This window comes from Arundinibacter roseus (assembly GCF_004348825.1).
GTDB classification, from domain to species: Bacteria; Bacteroidota; Bacteroidia; order Cytophagales; family Spirosomataceae; genus Arundinibacter; species Arundinibacter roseus.
This window is the reverse complement of record NZ_SMJU01000002.1, coordinates 270,193-288,472: the sequence shown is the minus strand read 5'-3', so window position 1 is coordinate 288,472 and position 18,280 is coordinate 270,193. Positions and strand designations below refer to the sequence as shown.

The 18,280-nt window shown below is 45.4% G+C and carries 17 protein-coding genes; 16 read left to right on the top strand and 1 reads right to left on the bottom strand.

The features are described from left to right. Window positions 1-144: 144 nt before the first annotated feature. From EZE20_RS03755 to EZE20_RS03730, 6 genes are all read left to right on the top strand, one after another. On the top strand, window positions 145-735 hold the full coding sequence (locus EZE20_RS03755) for an RNA polymerase sigma-70 factor (protein ID WP_228713515.1): 591 nt from the start codon (window positions 145-147) through the stop codon (window positions 733-735). Window positions 736-743: 8 nt separating this feature from the next. Then, window positions 744-1,787 (top strand): FecR family protein, encoded by a 1,044-nt coding sequence (locus EZE20_RS03750; RefSeq protein WP_228713514.1) that lies wholly within the window; start codon window positions 744-746, stop codon window positions 1,785-1,787. 33 nt (window positions 1,788-1,820) lie between these two features. Beyond that, a complete protein-coding gene (locus EZE20_RS03745) occupies window positions 1,821-3,677 on the top strand; it encodes an STN and carboxypeptidase regulatory-like domain-containing protein (RefSeq protein ID WP_228713513.1) in 1,857 nt (618 codons plus the stop codon). 138 nt (window positions 3,678-3,815) lie between these two features. Next, complete coding sequence (locus EZE20_RS03740; RefSeq protein ID WP_132114638.1) at window positions 3,816-5,180, top strand: flavin monoamine oxidase family protein; 1,365 nt, start codon at window positions 3,816-3,818, stop codon at window positions 5,178-5,180. Further along, entirely contained in the window at window positions 5,177-5,776 is a 600-nt protein-coding gene (locus tag EZE20_RS03735) for a DUF6624 domain-containing protein (protein WP_132114636.1), read from the top strand. The genes EZE20_RS03740 and EZE20_RS03735 overlap by 4 nt, the downstream gene beginning before the upstream one ends. Window positions 5,777-5,972: 196 nt before the next feature. Continuing rightward, window positions 5,973-6,356 carry a hypothetical protein gene (locus EZE20_RS03730; protein ID WP_132114634.1) on the top strand — a complete coding sequence of 128 codons (384 nt, stop codon included), beginning with the start codon at window positions 5,973-5,975 and terminating at the stop codon, window positions 6,354-6,356. Window positions 6,357-6,449: 93 nt separating this feature from the next. Here the strand turns inward: EZE20_RS03730 and nadE are convergent, their stop codons facing one another. Continuing rightward, window positions 6,450-8,480 (bottom strand): NAD(+) synthase, encoded by a 2,031-nt coding sequence (nadE, locus tag EZE20_RS03725; RefSeq protein WP_132114632.1) that lies wholly within the window; start codon window positions 8,478-8,480, stop codon window positions 6,450-6,452. Between the two features lie 547 nt (window positions 8,481-9,027). Between nadE and EZE20_RS03720 the strand changes: the two genes are divergently transcribed. From EZE20_RS03720 to EZE20_RS03675, 10 genes are all read left to right on the top strand, one after another. Further along, a complete protein-coding gene (locus tag EZE20_RS03720) occupies window positions 9,028-10,458 on the top strand; it encodes a S41 family peptidase (RefSeq protein WP_132114630.1) in 1,431 nt (476 codons plus the stop codon). A gap of 882 nt (window positions 10,459-11,340) precedes the next feature. After that, a complete protein-coding gene (gene atpD, locus EZE20_RS03715) occupies window positions 11,341-12,804 on the top strand; it encodes a F0F1 ATP synthase subunit beta (RefSeq protein ID WP_132114628.1) in 1,464 nt (487 codons plus the stop codon). Beyond that, window positions 12,801-13,205: a F0F1 ATP synthase subunit epsilon gene (locus EZE20_RS03710; protein ID WP_132114626.1), complete on the top strand. Its 405-nt coding sequence runs from the start codon at window positions 12,801-12,803 to the stop codon at window positions 13,203-13,205. The genes atpD and EZE20_RS03710 overlap by 4 nt, the downstream gene beginning before the upstream one ends. A 2-nt stretch (window positions 13,206-13,207) precedes the next feature. Next, a complete protein-coding gene (locus EZE20_RS03705) occupies window positions 13,208-13,513 on the top strand; it encodes an AtpZ/AtpI family protein (protein ID WP_132114624.1) in 306 nt (101 codons plus the stop codon). Window positions 13,514-13,677: 164 nt separating this feature from the next. Continuing rightward, window positions 13,678-13,998, top strand: coding sequence for an ATP synthase subunit I (locus tag EZE20_RS03700; RefSeq protein ID WP_132114622.1), 321 nt, complete (start codon window positions 13,678-13,680; stop codon window positions 13,996-13,998). Next, window positions 13,988-14,668, top strand: coding sequence for a F0F1 ATP synthase subunit A (locus tag EZE20_RS03695; protein WP_132114620.1), 681 nt, complete (start codon window positions 13,988-13,990; stop codon window positions 14,666-14,668). The genes EZE20_RS03700 and EZE20_RS03695 overlap by 11 nt, the downstream gene beginning before the upstream one ends. A 15-nt stretch (window positions 14,669-14,683) precedes the next feature. Beyond that, entirely contained in the window at window positions 14,684-14,953 is a 270-nt protein-coding gene (locus EZE20_RS03690) for a F0F1 ATP synthase subunit C (RefSeq protein ID WP_132114618.1), read from the top strand. 7 nt (window positions 14,954-14,960) lie between these two features. Then, a complete protein-coding gene (locus EZE20_RS03685; RefSeq protein WP_132114616.1) occupies window positions 14,961-15,743 on the top strand; it encodes a F0F1 ATP synthase subunit B family protein in 783 nt (260 codons plus the stop codon). An 82-nt stretch (window positions 15,744-15,825) separates the two neighbouring features. Continuing rightward, window positions 15,826-17,376 (top strand): alternate F1F0 ATPase, F1 subunit alpha, encoded by a 1,551-nt coding sequence (locus EZE20_RS03680; RefSeq protein ID WP_317129150.1) that lies wholly within the window; start codon window positions 15,826-15,828, stop codon window positions 17,374-17,376. After that, window positions 17,376-18,266: a F0F1 ATP synthase subunit gamma gene (locus EZE20_RS03675; RefSeq protein WP_132114614.1), complete on the top strand. Its 891-nt coding sequence runs from the start codon at window positions 17,376-17,378 to the stop codon at window positions 18,264-18,266. Before EZE20_RS03680 ends, EZE20_RS03675 begins: the two co-directional genes overlap by 1 nt. The last annotated feature ends 14 nt before the right edge of the window (window positions 18,267-18,280 follow it).

Here is an 18,280-nt window from a genome sequence, read left to right as displayed (position 1 = left end):
TTAGAACATAGCCATAGGGGTAAGGCAGGCGATTGGTTGTCGCAGGGAAAAAGAAATTCAAACTTGATAGCAACCGCTCTTCCCAATCAAGAAGCTGAACCTGCCCCGGAATATGTATTTTTGCGGAGAAAAAAACCGAACGCATTGAGTACCTTATCCGACCCAGAACTCGTCAGCGCTATCCGTCAGGGAGAAGAGTCCGCCTTTGAGCAGGTGTTTCGTACATACTACGAGCGCCTGTGTCAGTATGCGACTTCGCTCTTGAAAGATGGCGACGAGGCCGAAGAAATGGTGCAGACGGTTTTTTTGACTATTTGGGAAAAACGGGCGGACCTTGAAATTACGTTATCGCTCAAAGCCTACCTCTACCGGGCTGTGCACAACCACTGCCTCAACCGCATCAAACACTACGGCGTTCGGGAAGCGCACCGGGACTATTCGCTGTATGTACAGCCGCACGGGCAGGATTCGGTGGCGGAAGCGATTTATGGGCAGGAACTGGAAGAACGTATCGAACGTGCCGTTCGAAAACTGCCCGAACAGTGTCAGTTGGTATTCCGAATGAGCCGTTTTGAAGAAATGAAATACCAGGAAATTGCTGATCACCTGGGGCTTTCGATCAAAACGATTGAAAATCAGATTGGTAAAGCGTTAAGAATTCTGCGACAAGAATTGGCCGATTACCTGCCGGTGCTTGTTGCCATTGGTCAGTTGTTTTTTAACCTCAATTTTTAAATAAATCCTTGAATAAACCTGGACCCATATTAACCGACGAACTGCTGGCCCGATACATGGCCAATCAGGCTACCCGCTCCGAAATAGAGCAGGTGCAAGCCTGGCTTGAGCAATCGCCGGACCGTGTGCAGGAGCTAAAAGGCTACCGGAAACTTTGGGAGCATAGTCAGGCCGTGGGGCAGCCCCGTCGGCAGGTAGATACGGAGGCGGCCTGGAAAAAAATGCAGGCCAATATGCACGCAAAATCCGTTCGTTCTGCACCTGAAATACCCAAAATAGAAGAAAACTTTGCTGCCAGCCCGCAGGAACTTCCCGAAAAATCGAGACGATTAAACCCCATTTTCTGGGCGGCCGCTACCCTAACGTTACTCATGGCAGCCTGGGGCTGGCTCTATTTTTCCAAAGAGCAACCCACTACTCCGGTAGTGGCGGTTTCAACCCAACAAAATACGTATGAAAAAACATTACCTGATGGCACGGTTGTGCATTTGAACTATAACTCTACACTTTCCTTTGAAAACAATTTAGAGGGCGACACCCGCCGGGTTTCGCTGCGTGGAGAAGCATTTTTTAACGTAGCTCCCGACCCCGCTCATCCGTTCGTAATCGATGCCAACGGTACGGAAGTTACCGTTTTGGGAACTTCTTTTAATGTAAAAGCCTACGGGGATGCCGTGCGGGTAGATGTACGTTCAGGAAAAGTAGCTGTCCGTAAAAACGAGCACCGGGTAGAACTCTCACCGGGCGAAGGAGTTGATATACAAGCAGATACCGTTTTCAGAACCATTCAGGCAAATCTTAACCTTGCTGCTTATGGTACACAGGTTTTTGAGTTTACGGCCCAAAATCTGGACTCCGTAGTACAAACCTTAAATCAGGGATTTCATGCCGATATCCGCCTGGCCAATCCGCAACTCGCCCGCTGCCGCCTGACGGCCCGCTACGAGCGGGAAACGCTCGACTACACGCTTTCGATGGTGGCCGAAACCCTGCAATTGTCCATCAGGCGCGAAGGAAATATCTATTGGCTCGAAGGTTCGGGTTGTTTGTAAATTGTGCCTGAGATAAAAAAAGAACTCGACATTTTGAAGAATTTTCGAACATCTTTTGGTCTCCTGCTGAGCCTGCTTTGGCTGAGTGGCGTTAGCGTTTGGGCGCAGTCGCCGATTCTCGAAGCACGCATCAGCCTGCGGGTGGTCAATGAACCACTCGACAATGTGCTTCGGCTCATTTCTCAAAAAGGACAGTTCAACTTCTCGTATAGCCCTGATGCCATTAATGTCAAGAGCCGCGTAACACTCACGGCCACCAACCAAACCGTCCGGGAAATCCTGACGGGATTGTTTGATGGTACGGTAACTTTCCGGCAACGTCGCTCCTACGTTATTTTACAAAAAGCCGTCGTTTCAGAAAAAAAACAACCGGATAGTTTTTATCTCAATGGCTACATTACTGATGCTAAAACGGGTGAAAAACTTGCCAATGCCAGTATTTACGAACCTGTTTCGCTGGTTTCTACGGTTAGTAATCAGTTTGGCTACTACAAAATAAAACTTCCGCTGCAACCCGAAGGCCTGACACTGGAAGTGCGTAAAGAAGCTTATTCGGGCCGAACGGTGCCGGTAGTCAGCCGCAAAGACACCTACCTGACCATCCCGCTTTCGGTCGACACGCTGCAACGCCTTGCTTCGGCAGATTATAAGCTGTCTACCAGGCACGATACGCTGTCGCCCAAAATTGAAATTCCGGTTTTTACCGTGTCCAACCCACCAACGCCCGATACCGTAGAAGTAGTGCCGCCTGTTAAAGAACGAAACAAAGAATCTATTCAGCAAACGTTGCAAACGATCCGCAACGGCTTAATCTACGCTTTTTCAACGGCCAAGCAGGCAATCCACACCGAGAATATTTCTGATACGCTCCACCGCACGTTTCAGGCTTCCATCCTGCCATTTATCGGCACCAATCATCAGCTGAGCGGGAATGTGGTTAATGATATTTCGCTCAATCTAATTGCCGGGTATTCGATGGGTGTCAATGCGTTTGAAATGGGCGGCGTACTGAACGTGGTGCGAAAAGATGTACACGGCGTGCAGCTTGCCGGAGCGGCCAATGCCGTAGGGCGTAATGTGTCGGGTCTGCAACTCGCCGGAGCGGCCAATTTGGTAGTAGGTGATGTCGATGGTTTTCAGGCATCAGGAGCAATAAACCTGGCCGGGCGTGACTTCTATGGCCTCCAAATGGCCTCGGCGCTCAATTTGACGGGGAGGGATTTTCAGGGCATGCAGCTTTCCAGCGGAGCCAATATTGTGGCCGGAACGCTCAATGGCTGGCAGATTTCGAGTGGGCTCAATTATGCCGGTAAAGTACGGAGCGGTCATCAGATCGGACTGGTCAACTATGCCGATTCGTCGGCCACCACGCCTTTTGGTTTATTTAGTTTTGTGAAAAAAAATGGCTATCGACGACTAGAATTAGCTACGGATGAGTTCAATATCGTTTCTCTGACTTTCAAAACGGGAGTTCCAAAATTTTATACCTTATTTACACTTGGCACGAGCGGTGGTTTTGTGGCAGGAAAACCGCTCGGTAGTTTCGGATTCGGTTTGGGAACGGCTCGTTCGTGGGGTCGGGGATGGATGTTCAATGCTGATCTTATCTCAAATCAGGTGGCCATCGAGCGGTTATTTTCCAGACAGCCTAACGTAAACCACTACCGTATTGCCGTAGCGGTGGAGAAAAAAATCAGTCCGCGATTGGCATTTTCAATTGGCCCAACCTTCAATCTCCTCTACTCTTCTTACAAAGGACTTCTCAACAATTCCTACGCCGGCCTTGAACCGCTCTGGATTGGCGGCAAACCAACAAGCCAAAATACCACCTACGGCTGGCTTGGTTTTCAAATGAGCCTTAGGTTGTGCAATCGGCTGTTTGAAGGATAAATGATCCAGATTATTTGCCTGAAAAATAGATTTTTAAGTAAATAATTACTCCAAAAAGAAATTTCAACTATACAAAAACTATTTACTGTATACTACTTTTGCCCGATTACTTAATCCTCTGATCGATCTATATAGTATATGCAAAGACGCAGGTTTTTAAAAGATAGTTTTACCCTTGTACCCGAATTACTGCTAGCATCCTCCCTACTCGCAACGGCTTGTACAAAAGCGGAGGAAGACATTCGTCCCAATGGAAAATCAGTACTCGTTGTGGGAGCGGGAATATCAGGGTTGGCTGCTGCCAAAAAGTTAAAAGAAAAAGGCTTTGACGTTACTATACTGGAAGCACAAAACACCGTGGGCGGCAGGCTCAAAACAAACCGAAGTCTCGGAGTGCCCTTTGACGAAGGCGCAAGCTGGATTCACGGAATAGACGGAAATCCAATTACCGCGTTAGCTAAACAGGCAGGAATGACCACGTTTCATACCGATGACGAAAGTATCGTTTCGTATGATTTGGGAGGTGTTTTGAGAAACGCCGCCGTTTATCAGAAAGCAGAAGATGAGTTCTACACCATTTTAGAAACAATGATGACACGAGGGAAAGCCGATCAAAGTTTTCAGTCGGTATTCACGTCTTTATATCCCACCAAAGCTAAGGACCGCCTCTGGAAATTTTTGCTCTCAACTTATGTGACGTTCGACACGGGAGATTTGGACAAGCTCTCGTCTCAACTGTATGACGAAGGCGAAGAGTTCGGGGGCATCGAAACGATTGCAACCAATGGCTATGATACCCTGACAACCTACCTGGCAAGCGGGTTGAGTACAAAGCTGAATCAACGGGTATCAAAAATTGATTATTCAACTAAAAAAGTAAAAATAACCCATAACGGCAGCGTCAGTGAAGCTGATTATGTGCTGGTAACCGTTCCGCTGGGAGTGTTGAAAGCAAATAGTATTCAGTTTACGCCTGCCTTGCCGGCAGCAAAACAAAGTGCCATTCAAAAAGTAGGAATGAATTGTGTAAATAAATTCCTATTGACCTGGGACACTGCATTTTGGGACGATGTACAGTATATTTCGTATAGCCCCGAACTAATGGATAAGTTCAATTACTTTGTGAATGTCAGGAAATATACGCCCGAGGTCAATGCCTTGCTGACTTTTGCCTATGCGGAATATGGGCGGCAAACCGAGCGTATGTCAGATCAGCAGATAATCGATGAAATTATGCTGCATCTCAAAGACATGTACGGAAGCAACATTCCGAACCCAACCAAATTTTTAAGAACCAACTGGCAAACCAATGAAAACTCCTTCGGAGCGTATTCGTACACGGCCGTTGGAACACAAATGCGGCATTTTGACGATCTGGCAGAAGAAGTGAACGACACGATATTTTTTGCCGGTGAACATACCGAAGCCGATTATTTTTCAACCGTTCATGGCGCATATTTAAGCGGCCTACGGGAAGCAGATAAAATCACCGCTTTGTTATGATTCCTGAAATCGCAAAAACCATTCTAAGCCTGAGAGACGCAGACCTAAAGCTCCGCAATGAACTCATACAAAAGGGGCAGTTGTCTGATGGATACAATCCCAAAATGGCAGAACTGCACAACCGAAATGCCGCCAAACTGGAAGAAATTATTGAGGAAATCGGCTATCCAACTGCTGACAAAGTTGGAGAAGAAGCCTCCGAAGCCGCGTGGCTCGTGATTCAACACGCAATCGGCCAACCTGATTTCATGAAAAAGTGCCATAATTTGCTCGAAAGTGCCATTGAATCGAAACAAGCTAACGCCCGACAATTGGCCTACTTAACTGACCGAATCGCGGTGCTGGAAGGCAACCCGCAACTATACGGAACGCAGTTTGACTGGAATGAAAGCGGAGAATTGGTGCCCAATGACTATGACGACCTGAGTCTCGTCAATCAACGTAGGCAGGCAATCGGGCTCAACACGCTGGAAGAACAAACCGAACTCCTGCAAAAGCAAGTAAAAATCGAGAATCAATCGCCACCTGCTGATTATAAAAAAAGAAGGCAGGAGATGAATGCTTGGAGGAAAGCGGTGGGTTGGGTGGAGGAGTGAGAGTGCTGACTGTGACGTTTTGGGCATAAATGATTTTTTGACCTAAAAAAATATTCTATTTTAATCTGGCTCAAATACTTATTACCAATTAAAATTCAGGACACCAATAAAATTTACTAACCGAATATCTGTAAATTAGGCTACCTATTCATAGAAATGGAATCCAATTAGCATAACTAAGCACCAAACTACACCAATGAAAACGCTGCATCTATTCCTGATTCTTTCTTTTTCAACCTTACTTGTAAAGGCTCAGACCTCAGAAATATATAACAATCTCTACCAAAGAACGGATATTTTCGACTCTGCTGGGAACAAGATTGGTTATTCAAAACAAAATACCCTGAACAATCGCATGGAGTATTTTGACAAAAATGGAATCCTTGTCACCTATGAAAAACAAAATGATCTTTACAAGAATATAGCTATTTATGACAAAAATGGAACTCGAATTGGTTACAAAAAATGGAATCAATTGGTTGAGCGTTTCGATGTTTTTGACTCAAAGGGAAAGCTAACCGGACATCACAACTACAACGCTTTATACCAGAAATGGGAGTATACCAAAAGTGTTTATTAAATAAACGTCAATAGATAAAATCGGAGAATAATTTTCGATAATTCCCCAAAAAAATTCAAAAGGGCACGGAAATAACCCGTGCCCTTTTTCATGTCAGAACCCTATCCGATTGGCCTTCTTTGGGATTTTGACCGTCGCAGCATATTCGTTTAATTCCTGCAACTCCCGTTCAAAGCCACCGGACAAAATCGGAAACCGGCACCACGTGCGGGAATCAAGGCTGTAATCATCCAAATGAAACGAAGGGGCATAACGCTCCCGCTTCCACTGATTGCGACTCCAAAGTTTGAAAAACCGCTCCGTCCACAGCAGAAGTTGCGCATCTGTGTATTGCTCGCCAAACCGTGCCTGCATGATCCGGAAGCATTCTACGGGTGGTTTTTTATCACGAATCGCGGGTTCTTCCAGGGCATCCAGAAACTCGTAGGGCATCAGGTCATCTTCGTCGGTCTGCTTCTGATCCAGCGGCCGCAGCTCGGCGGTGGGTTGCAGGCTATTGACTTTTTGCAGTCCTTCGATTCGGATATGTTTGCCGTCAACCTCACAGCCGTCCGTTTCAAGCCACCGCAGCCACTGCCGCAGATAGAACTTATCAATGCCCGCAATCGGGCTGATGCTCCCGGCCGTGTCGCCGTCCATTGTGGCATAACCGACGGCTACTTCGGAACGGTTGGAGGTCGAAAGCAGCAGGTGATTGGACAAATTGGTGAGCAGCCACACGCCCGGTGCCCGCACCCGTGCCTGTATGTTTTGCAGCGCAATGTCGTCTTGTTTCCACGTCAAACCCCGACCTATCTGACTCTCGATCAGGCTCGTATACGTTTCTACCAGACCGTTGATATTAATATCGTAAAACGTAGCTCCGATGGATTCCGCCAGCGAGCGCGCCGAATCGAGCGTATCCTGCGAGCTGTTTTCTGTACCCTGATAGATGGCATGAATCAGTTCACGGGCTATTTCTTCTACCGTTTGGGCCGACTGAATTTTGGTAATATGTCCTAGCTTCTGCTTGAATCGTTCCAGGCCGATGCTCTCCTCTGCAAGCCGGATCATGAGCCCGCACAGCGCCACGCACGCACTCGAATCGGCCCCGCCGGACAGCGAAATAGTGAATCCCTGCGAACGGCTTTTGCGGAGGTAGTCAAACAGGCCAAGGCACACCGCCCGCGCAAATTCTTCCTCTTTCAGTGATCCACCCAATTCAAAATGTTCAAGAACTGCTACCTGCTGCGGCACGGGATTGATGTCTGGAAAAGTAAAAGGTGCACTCACGCGCCACAGCTTATCCTGCGGTAGTCCGGCCAAATACTGCACCTGACTCAGGCGGGTATATTCGGTATCAATGACAGCGGTCGTAATCAAATAATCTTCGTAACTAAACCGCCTGCTCGACACCAGAAAATCTCCGTTGGAGGCAATCATAGCATCCCCGTCGAAAATCGCCCGGCCCGATTCATTACCCAGCAAATTGGTATACAAATAACTACATCCAAATGATCGCGAGGCGTCAATTACGAAGCGCTCACGGGTAATGAATTTGTGAAAAGAGAAATGACTCGCACTCGGGTTGAGCATAATATCTACGCCCCGCTCGTAATGGCGCCGTCCGGGACGGTTGGCCACCCACGCATCCTCACAGATTTCGAAGGCCACACGCGTACCCGACAAATCAAAAATAAGATCTCCAATGGGAATTGGCGTGTGGTTGATTTCGATGGCTTCTACCTTTCCGGCCGGCCACGCATGAAACCACCGGTGCTCGTAGTGAATCCCGTTATTGGCGAGGTTTTGCTTGGCATAAAATCCCAAAATGCGTTTGTTGGCCACGAGACAGGCTACGTTGTACAGACGATTGTGATGCCGCAGCGGCAGACCCACCGCCACCGCAATATCCGCCGTGTGCTCCACGATCTCCATCAGGCACTTTTGGGCTTGCTCGACGAGGTCGTGGGCAAAGAAATAATCTTCACAACCATAACCCGAAATACACAACTCCGGCAGGCATAACAGGCTAATCTCCTGTTTTTTAGCTTCTTCTATCGAATCAACAATATTTTTTGTATTGGTTTCCCAGGCCATTGGCACCTGATTGAGCACTCCGGTCGCAACTTTTATTCGAGGCATATTTGGCTATTTTATTTATCTTTTATGGATTTGAACTGCGATTTTAACACTAACAATACATTTATGCAGAAAGGTTGGAAGCAGGCAAAAATTTGCACCAAAAGCATCATACCAAGGAACTAATACACTTGACCTGTTTGCTCAAAAATAAACTACCCTCCGCTACTCCGGCAAGTTATTCATGAAAATGTTCCAGACAAATGGATGAGAGATGTTTTGCAAGGAAGCTTTTCAAAACGAATACATTATGCGTGAGGCTTGTGAGACACAAGCCTCAGAGAAGGGAAACAGCTTCTACGCACGCTTCTATCCATTTTTCTTCTACTTTTCATCAATACTAGTTCGACTCTATGTCACCAAATAATAAATTAAGAAAGTTAGCTGGAAATTTGACAGGAAATCGTTTCCTTGGGGCTTATAGAAAACACACACTTATATTAAACTGGTTACATAAAAACAAAAAGAGTTTTTTCGTGTACAATTACTCAAACAACCGGTTCTCAATTTGCAGCTTTCGTATACCAGACACACAACCAAAATTTAACGTATGAAAAGAACTTTAATTCTCAGTCTTTTATTCCTTTCCTGTACAATTACTTATAGTCAAAATTGTGCTTGTGATAGTTTGTTTTTCCAAACACAAAAAATTGTAGAAGACAATTATGCAGGCTGGTTTGATAAAGTAACAGTCAACAATAAAAATGCCTACACAAGCTGGACAAATAATCAGTATTTAAAGGTTCAAAATATTAAAGACGATAGCACCTGTGCCAAAGTGTTGCAGGAGTGGATTTCCTTTTTTACAGATAAGCATTTAAGAATCCGGTACAATAAACCCAAAGTATATACAAATAAAGTCGAAAAAAATAAAACGATTGACATTCTTACGACTTATCTGACTGAAAGCGAAATAAAATCTTATATATCCACTACTAAAAACATTGATCCAATAGAAGGAATTTATGAAAGTTCGAGCTATACTCTTGGAATCACACAGGCGAAAGAAAATCTGTATTACGCCACCATACTGGCAACTGCCAATGAAAATTGGAAAGTTGGCGAAGTCAAATTAGTCATACAAAAAATGGGCGATACCTATACCGGATCATTTTATGAAGGAGACAAATCTGATATTTCGACGCACGAGGTTAAAGTGGTACATAACATTCTGGATTTTGATATTATATTTTTTGAAAAAAAGTTTCCGGAACCTCAGGTAAAACTGGACTTGACAGAATATGAAATGTCGAAGGATAGATATGCGCCAAGTCTGAAAATCAATACCGATGTTGCTATTTGGAAATTCCCTTCCTTTGAAAATAATTCTTACGAGCAAACGCAGTTTTTACTAAAAAAATACAAAAAGGAGTTAGAGTCTATTCCCTATTGGATTGTAGATTTGAGCAACAATACTGGGGGAGATTATAGCATTGGCATGCAGGTAATTGAGTATATCTATTCCAAACCCATACAGATATATAATGCGGAAATGCGAATGACCGAGACCAACTTTACAAAATGGTATCAATACATTGCAGATTACTACGAACAAGCTGATAGCTTAACTAAAAGTAAATTGGATGAAAGGCTGAATAAAATGAAAGCAAGCTACGGTAAAATGTTCAATAATGATGGCACACTATTTGACACTTTGAAGATTGATAAAGTTAAACCTTTTCCAAAAAAGGTAGCTTTACTTATTAATCAAAATACCGTTAGCAGCGGCGAGTTTTTCACCTTAGCAGCAAGGCAAAGCGATAAGGTGGTAGTGATGGGTACAAATTCCGGAGGAATGATTGACTATGGGAATATTGTAAATTACGCAACTACATGTTCTACTATTCGTGTTCAATTGCCGACCAACAGAAACTTGTGGCTAGATACCGGGTTTTCGGTAGATAAAGAAGGCATTAAGCCTGACATATATTTGCAAGGAGATAATTGGGAAGATCAGGCCATACAGTTTATTAAAAAGTAACGATTGAAAAGTAGTAAGAAATATCTTTCCACTTCACTTTGGTTCATGTCTTATGGACCTGCCACAAGCTTATTTTGAGTTTATTGATGGATGAATTGGCCCGTAAAGAACATGAATGTCAGGCTGAGCGTACAGGGCCGCCTGGCGGTCGAAGCCCGACTGTATAGACTGGCTTCGACTACGCTCAGCCTGACAAATTCCTCAAAATCTAACTTTTCTTTACAGGATTATTCACCGATCAATAGAAGATTTTATTTTTGATTCTAAAAATAGTGACATTGTGCCTAAGGAGATACATGCCTGGGAGGAGGAAAATGTTCCAGACAAATGGATGAGAGAAGTTTTGCAGGGAAGCTTTTTCTTCAGCCAGGCCCGTGTTTCACGGGTCTGCCTACGGACTACGTTTTAGGCAGAAGATCTTCTGCCTAAAACCCTGATTCCGTTAAAACTCACAATTCCTTCTCATGCTATTGGGCAAGTAATAACAAAAAAACAAGGTTTTTCGTAGCATTATTGGTACTTGGGATGTATCTTCAAGCATGTAATCCTATCGTAAGCAAAACTAAATTGCTTTAATACTCTACCAGAGTTGCGTGCCTAACCATTTGTTTTACAAAAAGTTAGCATACTCATCATACAACCTTTATTAAATTAAAAAACCAGCACAAGACTACCATTGTGTGAGAGCCTGAACTTGTTATTAAGCTATATTGTAACCTTAATTTATTAATAATAAACTTATATATTCATAACTTATTCTCGGCATTTTGGTAATCAAAGAATTGCAGGTGCTGGAAACTTAGCAGTAGTTAATCCGCCTCTGTTTTTAATAAAAATGATTCGTTTGCCAATTAAGCCTGAACACTGAATTATTTGCATTTTATGACAAGAAACTCGAATGATAGCTTTCAGAATATATCCACTGTTGGAAAAATCATTTCGGTGAGAAGCAGCGTGGTAGATGTACGCTTCCAAACAGATTTGCCTGCTATACATACCTTGTTGCGGGCGGGAGACATGGATGAAATTGCTTTTGAAGTGATGACTCAACTTGATAGCAAAACCGTCCGTTGCATTGCTCTGACGCCAACTCAGGGCCTGGCAAGAGGCATGTCGGCAAAGACTGAGGGACAGCAACTGACTGTGCCGGTTGGAAAAAAAATCCTGGGACGGATGTTTGATATTTTTGGAAATACGATTGATACGCTCGACCCCTTGCCGGAAGGAGAACGACGCAACATTCATCAGGCACCGCCTCCTCTGTCGGTCAGGTCTACAAAGTCAGAGATTTTTGTTACCGGCATCAAGGCTATTGATGTACTTCTGCCCTTGGAAAGAGGCGGCAAATCGGGATTGTTAGGCGGGGCCGGAGTAGGCAAAACGGTTTTACTTACCGAGCTCATTCATAACATGGTAGGACAGAATCAGGGGGTCAGTATCTTTTGCGGAATCGGAGAACGCTCCCGGGAAGGACAGGAACTGTACTACGAAATGAAAGACGCGGGGGTGTTGGACAATATGGTGCTAATGTTTGGGCAGATGAACGAACCGCCCGGAGCACGCTTTCGGGTAGGTCATGCGGCGCTTACGATGGCGGAGTACTTTCGCGACGACGAGCAGCGCGACGTACTTTTGCTCGTTGACAACATTTTTCGGTTTATTCAGGCAGGAATGGAGGTTTCGGGCCTTATGGGCCAAATGCCTTCAAGGCTTGGGTATCAGCCCACGATGGGCACGGATTTATCCAAGCTTGAAGAGAGGATTGCCCATACCAATACTGGTGCCATTACATCCATTCAGGCGGTGTATGTACCCGCCGACGATCTGACAGACCCTGCTGCCGTGCATACATTTTCACATCTTTCGGCGTCCATTGTTCTTTCCCGAAAAAAAGCAGGTGAAGGGCTTTATCCGGCCATTGACTTGCTTCAATCCGATTCAAAAATGGCGACCCCTGCCATAATAGGAGAAAGACACTACCGGCTCGCTCAGCAAATTCGACAGACACTTGCGCAGTATGAGGAGCTAAAAGATATCATTGCAATGCTTGGTTTGGAACAATTGTCTCTCGCCGACAGGCGGCTGGTCAACCGCGCGCGAAAACTCGAACGTTTCTTCACACAACCTTTCTTTTCAACCGAGCAGTTCAGTGATTTGGAAGGTAAAGAAGTGAGCCTGGAAGATGCACTTGATGGTTGCGAGCGTATTCTGGCAGATGAGTTTGCGGATGTGCCGGAGCGCAATTTTTACATGATTGGGAAGGTAGAAGAAGCGCTTACCAAAAATAAAGGAAAGCAAACGGCTGCTGTGGCTAAAAATGATGCAATTAATGTCGACGAAAAATGAAAGAAAAACTCTTGACCTTAAAAATCCTTTTGCCCTTCGGTGTTTTTGCGGAAGTTCGGGAGGTAAGTCGCCTGGTTATTCAAACAAATGATGGCTCGTATGGAATATTGCCCCAAAGGCTCGACTGCGTGGCCTCGTTACAGGCTGGCATTCTTAGCTACGAGATCCAATCGGAAGGCTATTCCTATGTCGCAATTGATGAAGGTATTTTCGTAAAAGCAGGAAACCAGGTACTCATTTCTGTCCGCAATGCCATAGCGGGACTCAATCTTGGGGAACTTCATGAGGCCGTTCAGCAACAGTTCAAAGAGCTGACCGAAAGCGAAAAGAATGTACGATCGGTGATGGTGAAACTTGAAACCGGACTACTGCTGAGTTTAGAAAAATTTCGAAAAGAATAACTATGGAACCTGCTGAACACAACAAGGAAAGTGAATTTAGTCGCAAGGTTTCCGAAATGGAAAAACGAAAACTCAAAGCACTACACGAAAATCGTCCGGGCGTATGGGCTGGTTTAGGAATGTTTGGGATGGTCGGTTGGTCGGTGGCTGTACCGGCCCTGTTGGGGGCAGCCGCCGGAATATGGCTCGACAAAAACTACCCGCAGTCCTTTTCATGGGCCCTAACGCTCCTGCTCGTTGGGCTTACGACCGGCTGTGTCATTGGTGGATATTGGATTGCGAGAGAAAATAAGGAAATAAATAAATGAGAAAATAGAAAATCCCCCAAGGGAAGAATACCAACAGAGGATAATCATGCTGGAAACTGACATTCATTTTTTACAAGTCATGAATCCTCTCCTATTTTTCATAAATTTTTAGTCAAGGGTAGATAAACTTACCTTATTTAACAATAAATAGTAAACAATTGGATATGAAAGAATTTGTAAACGGATATCCTGCTTTTGCCTTCTTGCCGGGCTTAATCCTTGGCGCGGTGTATTTTGGGGGGCTTTGGTTAACGGTCAGGCGCGCCTTAACAAGTCGCTCGCCGGGTTTATATTTTTTAGGGAGTTACGTCCTGCGGGTTGTTATATGCCTGGCTGGTTTTTACTACGTCGGCATGGGCAGCTGGCAAATTACGCTCATCTGCCTGGCAGGATTTATCATGGCACGCTATCTGGTACTTTTTGCAACCAAGCGAATAGAGAAACAGGAAAAATCATCCACTAAATTTAAGAGTCATGAAGCTTAGCCCGGACGAAACCATCCTGTGGGAGTTGGGTTTTGTTCATCTTAACCTGACCATTGTCACTACCTGGGCCCTTATGTTTGTGATGGTAGCTGGCGCCGCGCTGATTACCCGAAATCTAAAATCTGATATTCGGATTTCCCGTTGGCAGTGTGTTCTGGAAATTATCGTTACGGGTATCAATAGCCAAATCAAAGAAGTAGGACTTGACCGGCCCGAAAAGTACATCAGCTTCATTGGGACGCTATTCCTTTTCATAGCCGTTGCCAATGTCAGCATCATTTTACCGTGGTACCACCCGCCCACCGGCTCTCTTTCTACCACCACCGCCCTGGCGATTTGCGTCTTTATGGCAGTTCCGTTTTATGGCATCGGGTCAGAGGGTTTTATCAACTATCTAAAATCCTACTATCAGCCCACATTCATCATGTTACCATTCAACCTCATCAGTGAGGTATCGCGTACGCTTGCACTGGCCATACGTCTGTTTGGCAATATGATGAGCGGAGGCATGGTCGTGGCCATTCTGATTACAATTACCCCCCTGATTTTCCCTGTCATCATGAATGCCCTTGGACTACTCACGGGAATAGTTCAGGCCTATATTTTCAGTATCCTGGCAACGGTATATATTGCTGCTGCCGTTAAAAAACCGAGTATAACCGACAAATAAATAATCATAAAAAAAATGGACAGTATAGCACTTATTGGAATGGTCTCAATCATAATGGCAGGATTTACAACGAGCATAGGCTGTATGTTTCCGGCTATTGGTCAGGGAAAAGCGGTCTCTGCCGCTCTCGAATCTATTGCTCAGCAACCTGACGCCGCACCCACCGTCACCCGAACTCTGTTTGTAGGTTTGGCCATGATAGAATCCACGGCCATTTATTGTTTCGTAGTCTCGATGATCCTGATTTTTGCGAATCCATTCTGGAATCACTTCATTTCAAACTAACCAAACTATGCAAATTGACTGGTTTACGGTAATAGCCCAAATCATTAATTTCTTCATTCTTGTGTGGCTCCTTAAACGCTACTTATACCAGCCTATTCTGGGCGCAATTGACGCACGGGAAAAGAAGATTAATGGTCAGATACAGGATGCAGAAGGCAAACGAGAAGACGCTCAAAGGGAGAAAGCCCTGTACATAGAAAAAAATAAACTGTTTGATGAGCAAAAACAGCAGCATTTGAATGATCTGCTTGATGAGATAAAAGCTGAGCGTAAAAAACGTCTGGATGCGGTAGCGGGCGAAGCAGAAATGCTTCGGGCCGAGCACAAACATGCACTACTCACCAAGCAGAACGATATGTTGAAGGAAATTGCACAAAAAACACAACGAGAAGTTTTGCAGATTTCCCGAAAAACGCTGAAAGACCTGGCAACCGTAAGTCTGGACGAACAGATGATCGCCGTTTTTCTAAAAAAACTACGCACTGTACAGCCCGAAGAAAAGTTGCAGCTGATTCAGGCCTATCAATCGGCAGCAAATCCCGTGCGGGTACAAACCGCTTTTAACCTGGATTCAGATTTACAGAATGAGATTAAAAGCGAGGTGGACAAAATACTAGGCGCCTCGGCTGAGTATTTATTCAGGGTATCCTCACAGCTCACAAACGGTATCGAGCTATCCTTGAACGGATACAAATTCTCCTGGACAGTTTCTGCTTACCTGGACGAGTTGCAGCAGGAGGTTTCGGAAACAATCAAGCAAACCTCCGACGCCGTGGCCCAACAGAAATAGAATGAGCCATTGTTTCGACCTCCACTCAGAATTGAGTGCAAGTACGGATGGTATTTAAAGTGCCTTTATTCATATTGAACCAATGACTATGTTTTCAGGTCAGGCAGAAAAAATGATCGATCGTGCGTTTGAAGCGCTTGAAAATAGCAGGGAAAACCACGATTTCACCCTTTCAATTAAAGAAACGGGTTTTATAACCAGCGTATCTACTGGCATCGTTCGGGTAAATGGCTTACCCGGCGTGGGCTTTGAGGAATTATTAAAATTCCCCAACGGGTTGTTTGGCATTGCCTACAACCTCGATGAGCACGAAATCGGCGTCATTTTGCTTGGCGAAGACTCGCTGCTGCACGTGGGCGATCAGGTTGAAAGGACCGGAAGAGTTACGGACATAGCCGTTGGAAATGCCCTCATTGGCCGGGTCATTAATCCGTTGGGTGAGGCTATGGACAACAAGGGCGAGATTCTGACCGGACAACGTTTACCCATCGAACGCCCTGCTCATGCTATCATGGACCGGCAGGCCGTGAGTGTGCCGTTGCAAACAGGCATCAAGGTCATAGACGCTCTGATTCCGATTGGCCGCGGACAGCGCGAGCTGATATTAGGTGACCGACAAACCGGGAAAACGGCCATCGCTATGGATACCATTCTGAATCAGCGTGATAAAAATGTGATTTGCATCTATTGTGCCATCGGGCAGCGCGCGTCTTCGGTTGCCAAAGTCCGCGCAAATCTGGAAGAAAACGGCGCCATGGACTACACCATTATGGTGGTGACAGAGGGCAACAACTCGCCCGGCCTGAAATACATTTGCCCATATGCCGCAACTTCCATTGCTGAGTATTTTATGGAACAGGGACGTGATGTGCTGATTGTATACGACGACCTTACCAACCACGCCCGGGCCTATCGGGAGCTTTCGCTACTGCTGCGAAGACCGCCCGGTCGGGAAGCTTTTCCGGGAGATATTTTTTATATTCATTCCCGACTTCTCGAACGCTCCACCCGCCTATCGGCAAAGTTGGGCGGAGGTTCCATTACGGCATTGCCGATTATAGAAACAGAGGCTCAGAATATTTCCGCCTATATTCCAACCAACCTGATTTCTATAACTGATGGGCAGATTTACCTTTCTCCAAAACTATTTGAACTGGGTATCCTGCCAGCGGTAGATGTTGGAAAGTCGGTATCACGGGTGGGCGGAAAAGCCCAGCTGCCTGCCTACCGGGCTATTGCCAATCTAAAACTTGATTATGCTCAATTTGAGGAATTGGAGTCTTTTTCGCGCTTTGGAACACGAATGGATGAAAATACCATGAAAATTATTGAGCACGGAAAACGTATCCGGATTTGTCTCAAACAGCAAGAACTGCATCCCATGTCAGTTCCGGAGCAATTCATTGTTCTTCTGGCACTTACCGCCGGTATTTTGGACAGAATCCCCGTAGAAAAAATGCAGCAGGCTCAGGATGCGCTGATTGAAAGCGTACGCCTGATTCCGGCTGATACTCTGGAAAATTTGTTTGCAAACAAAAAATTACCGGATCAGCATCGGCAGGTACTTTTGAATATTGCCGAAGAAGTACTTCAATCCGTACACCCGCAGCAGGCTACAACCACCAAAGACTAATGGATACACTGGAAAGTCTTCGCCGAAAGTTGGATGGAGCCGAAGACCTGAAATCGGTCGTAAGCACCATGAAAGCCATGGCGGCCTCCAATATCGGGCAATATGAAACAGCCCTGAGCTCGCTGGAAGATTACAGCACCACCGTGGCCCTGGGTATCGTGGCTTACCTTAGAACTAACCGATCCAAATCGCTTGTACAGGCCAAAAATGCGCTAAAACAAGAGGCAACCTCCCACATTGCCATTGTTTTCGGATCAGATCAGGGCCTTGTTGGCCAATTCAACGATTCTCTTGCCGGCTTTGTGGCAAAGACGCTGCAAGATCTGCCCGGCAAAAAAAGCGTTTGGGCCGTTGGCGAGCGCATTCAATTGCTATTGTCGGACGAAGGTTTTTTGCCGGAAAAGCTGTTTCCCGTTCCGGGATCTGTCAAGTATATTTCTCCACTTGTGGGCGAACTCTTAGTCAAGAGTCAGGAAGAAACTGACTATGAGAGTACCACGCACCTGCATATTTTTCATAATAAACCAAATCCAGAGTTTGGGTACTCACAGGTAGTCCAACAAATACTTCCTTTGAATGAAAATTGGCTGGAACTTTTCAAAGAAAAAAAATGGCCAACAAAAAATCCACCTCAGGTGGTAGGCAATCCAATGAAAACCCTTTCTGCCCTCATTCGTGAATATCTCTATATCTCATTATTTCAGGCATGTGCCGAATCATTAGCTAGCGAAAACGCAAGTCGGCTGATTGCCATGCAACGGGCCGAAAAGAGTATTGAAGAATTATTGGAAGAACTTGGGTTTAAATTTCACCGCCTTCGCCAAAGCTCCATTGATGAAGAACTATTTGATGTTGTTGCAGGATTTGAGGCGCTTAAAGGCAACGATTAACTACTTAAATGTTA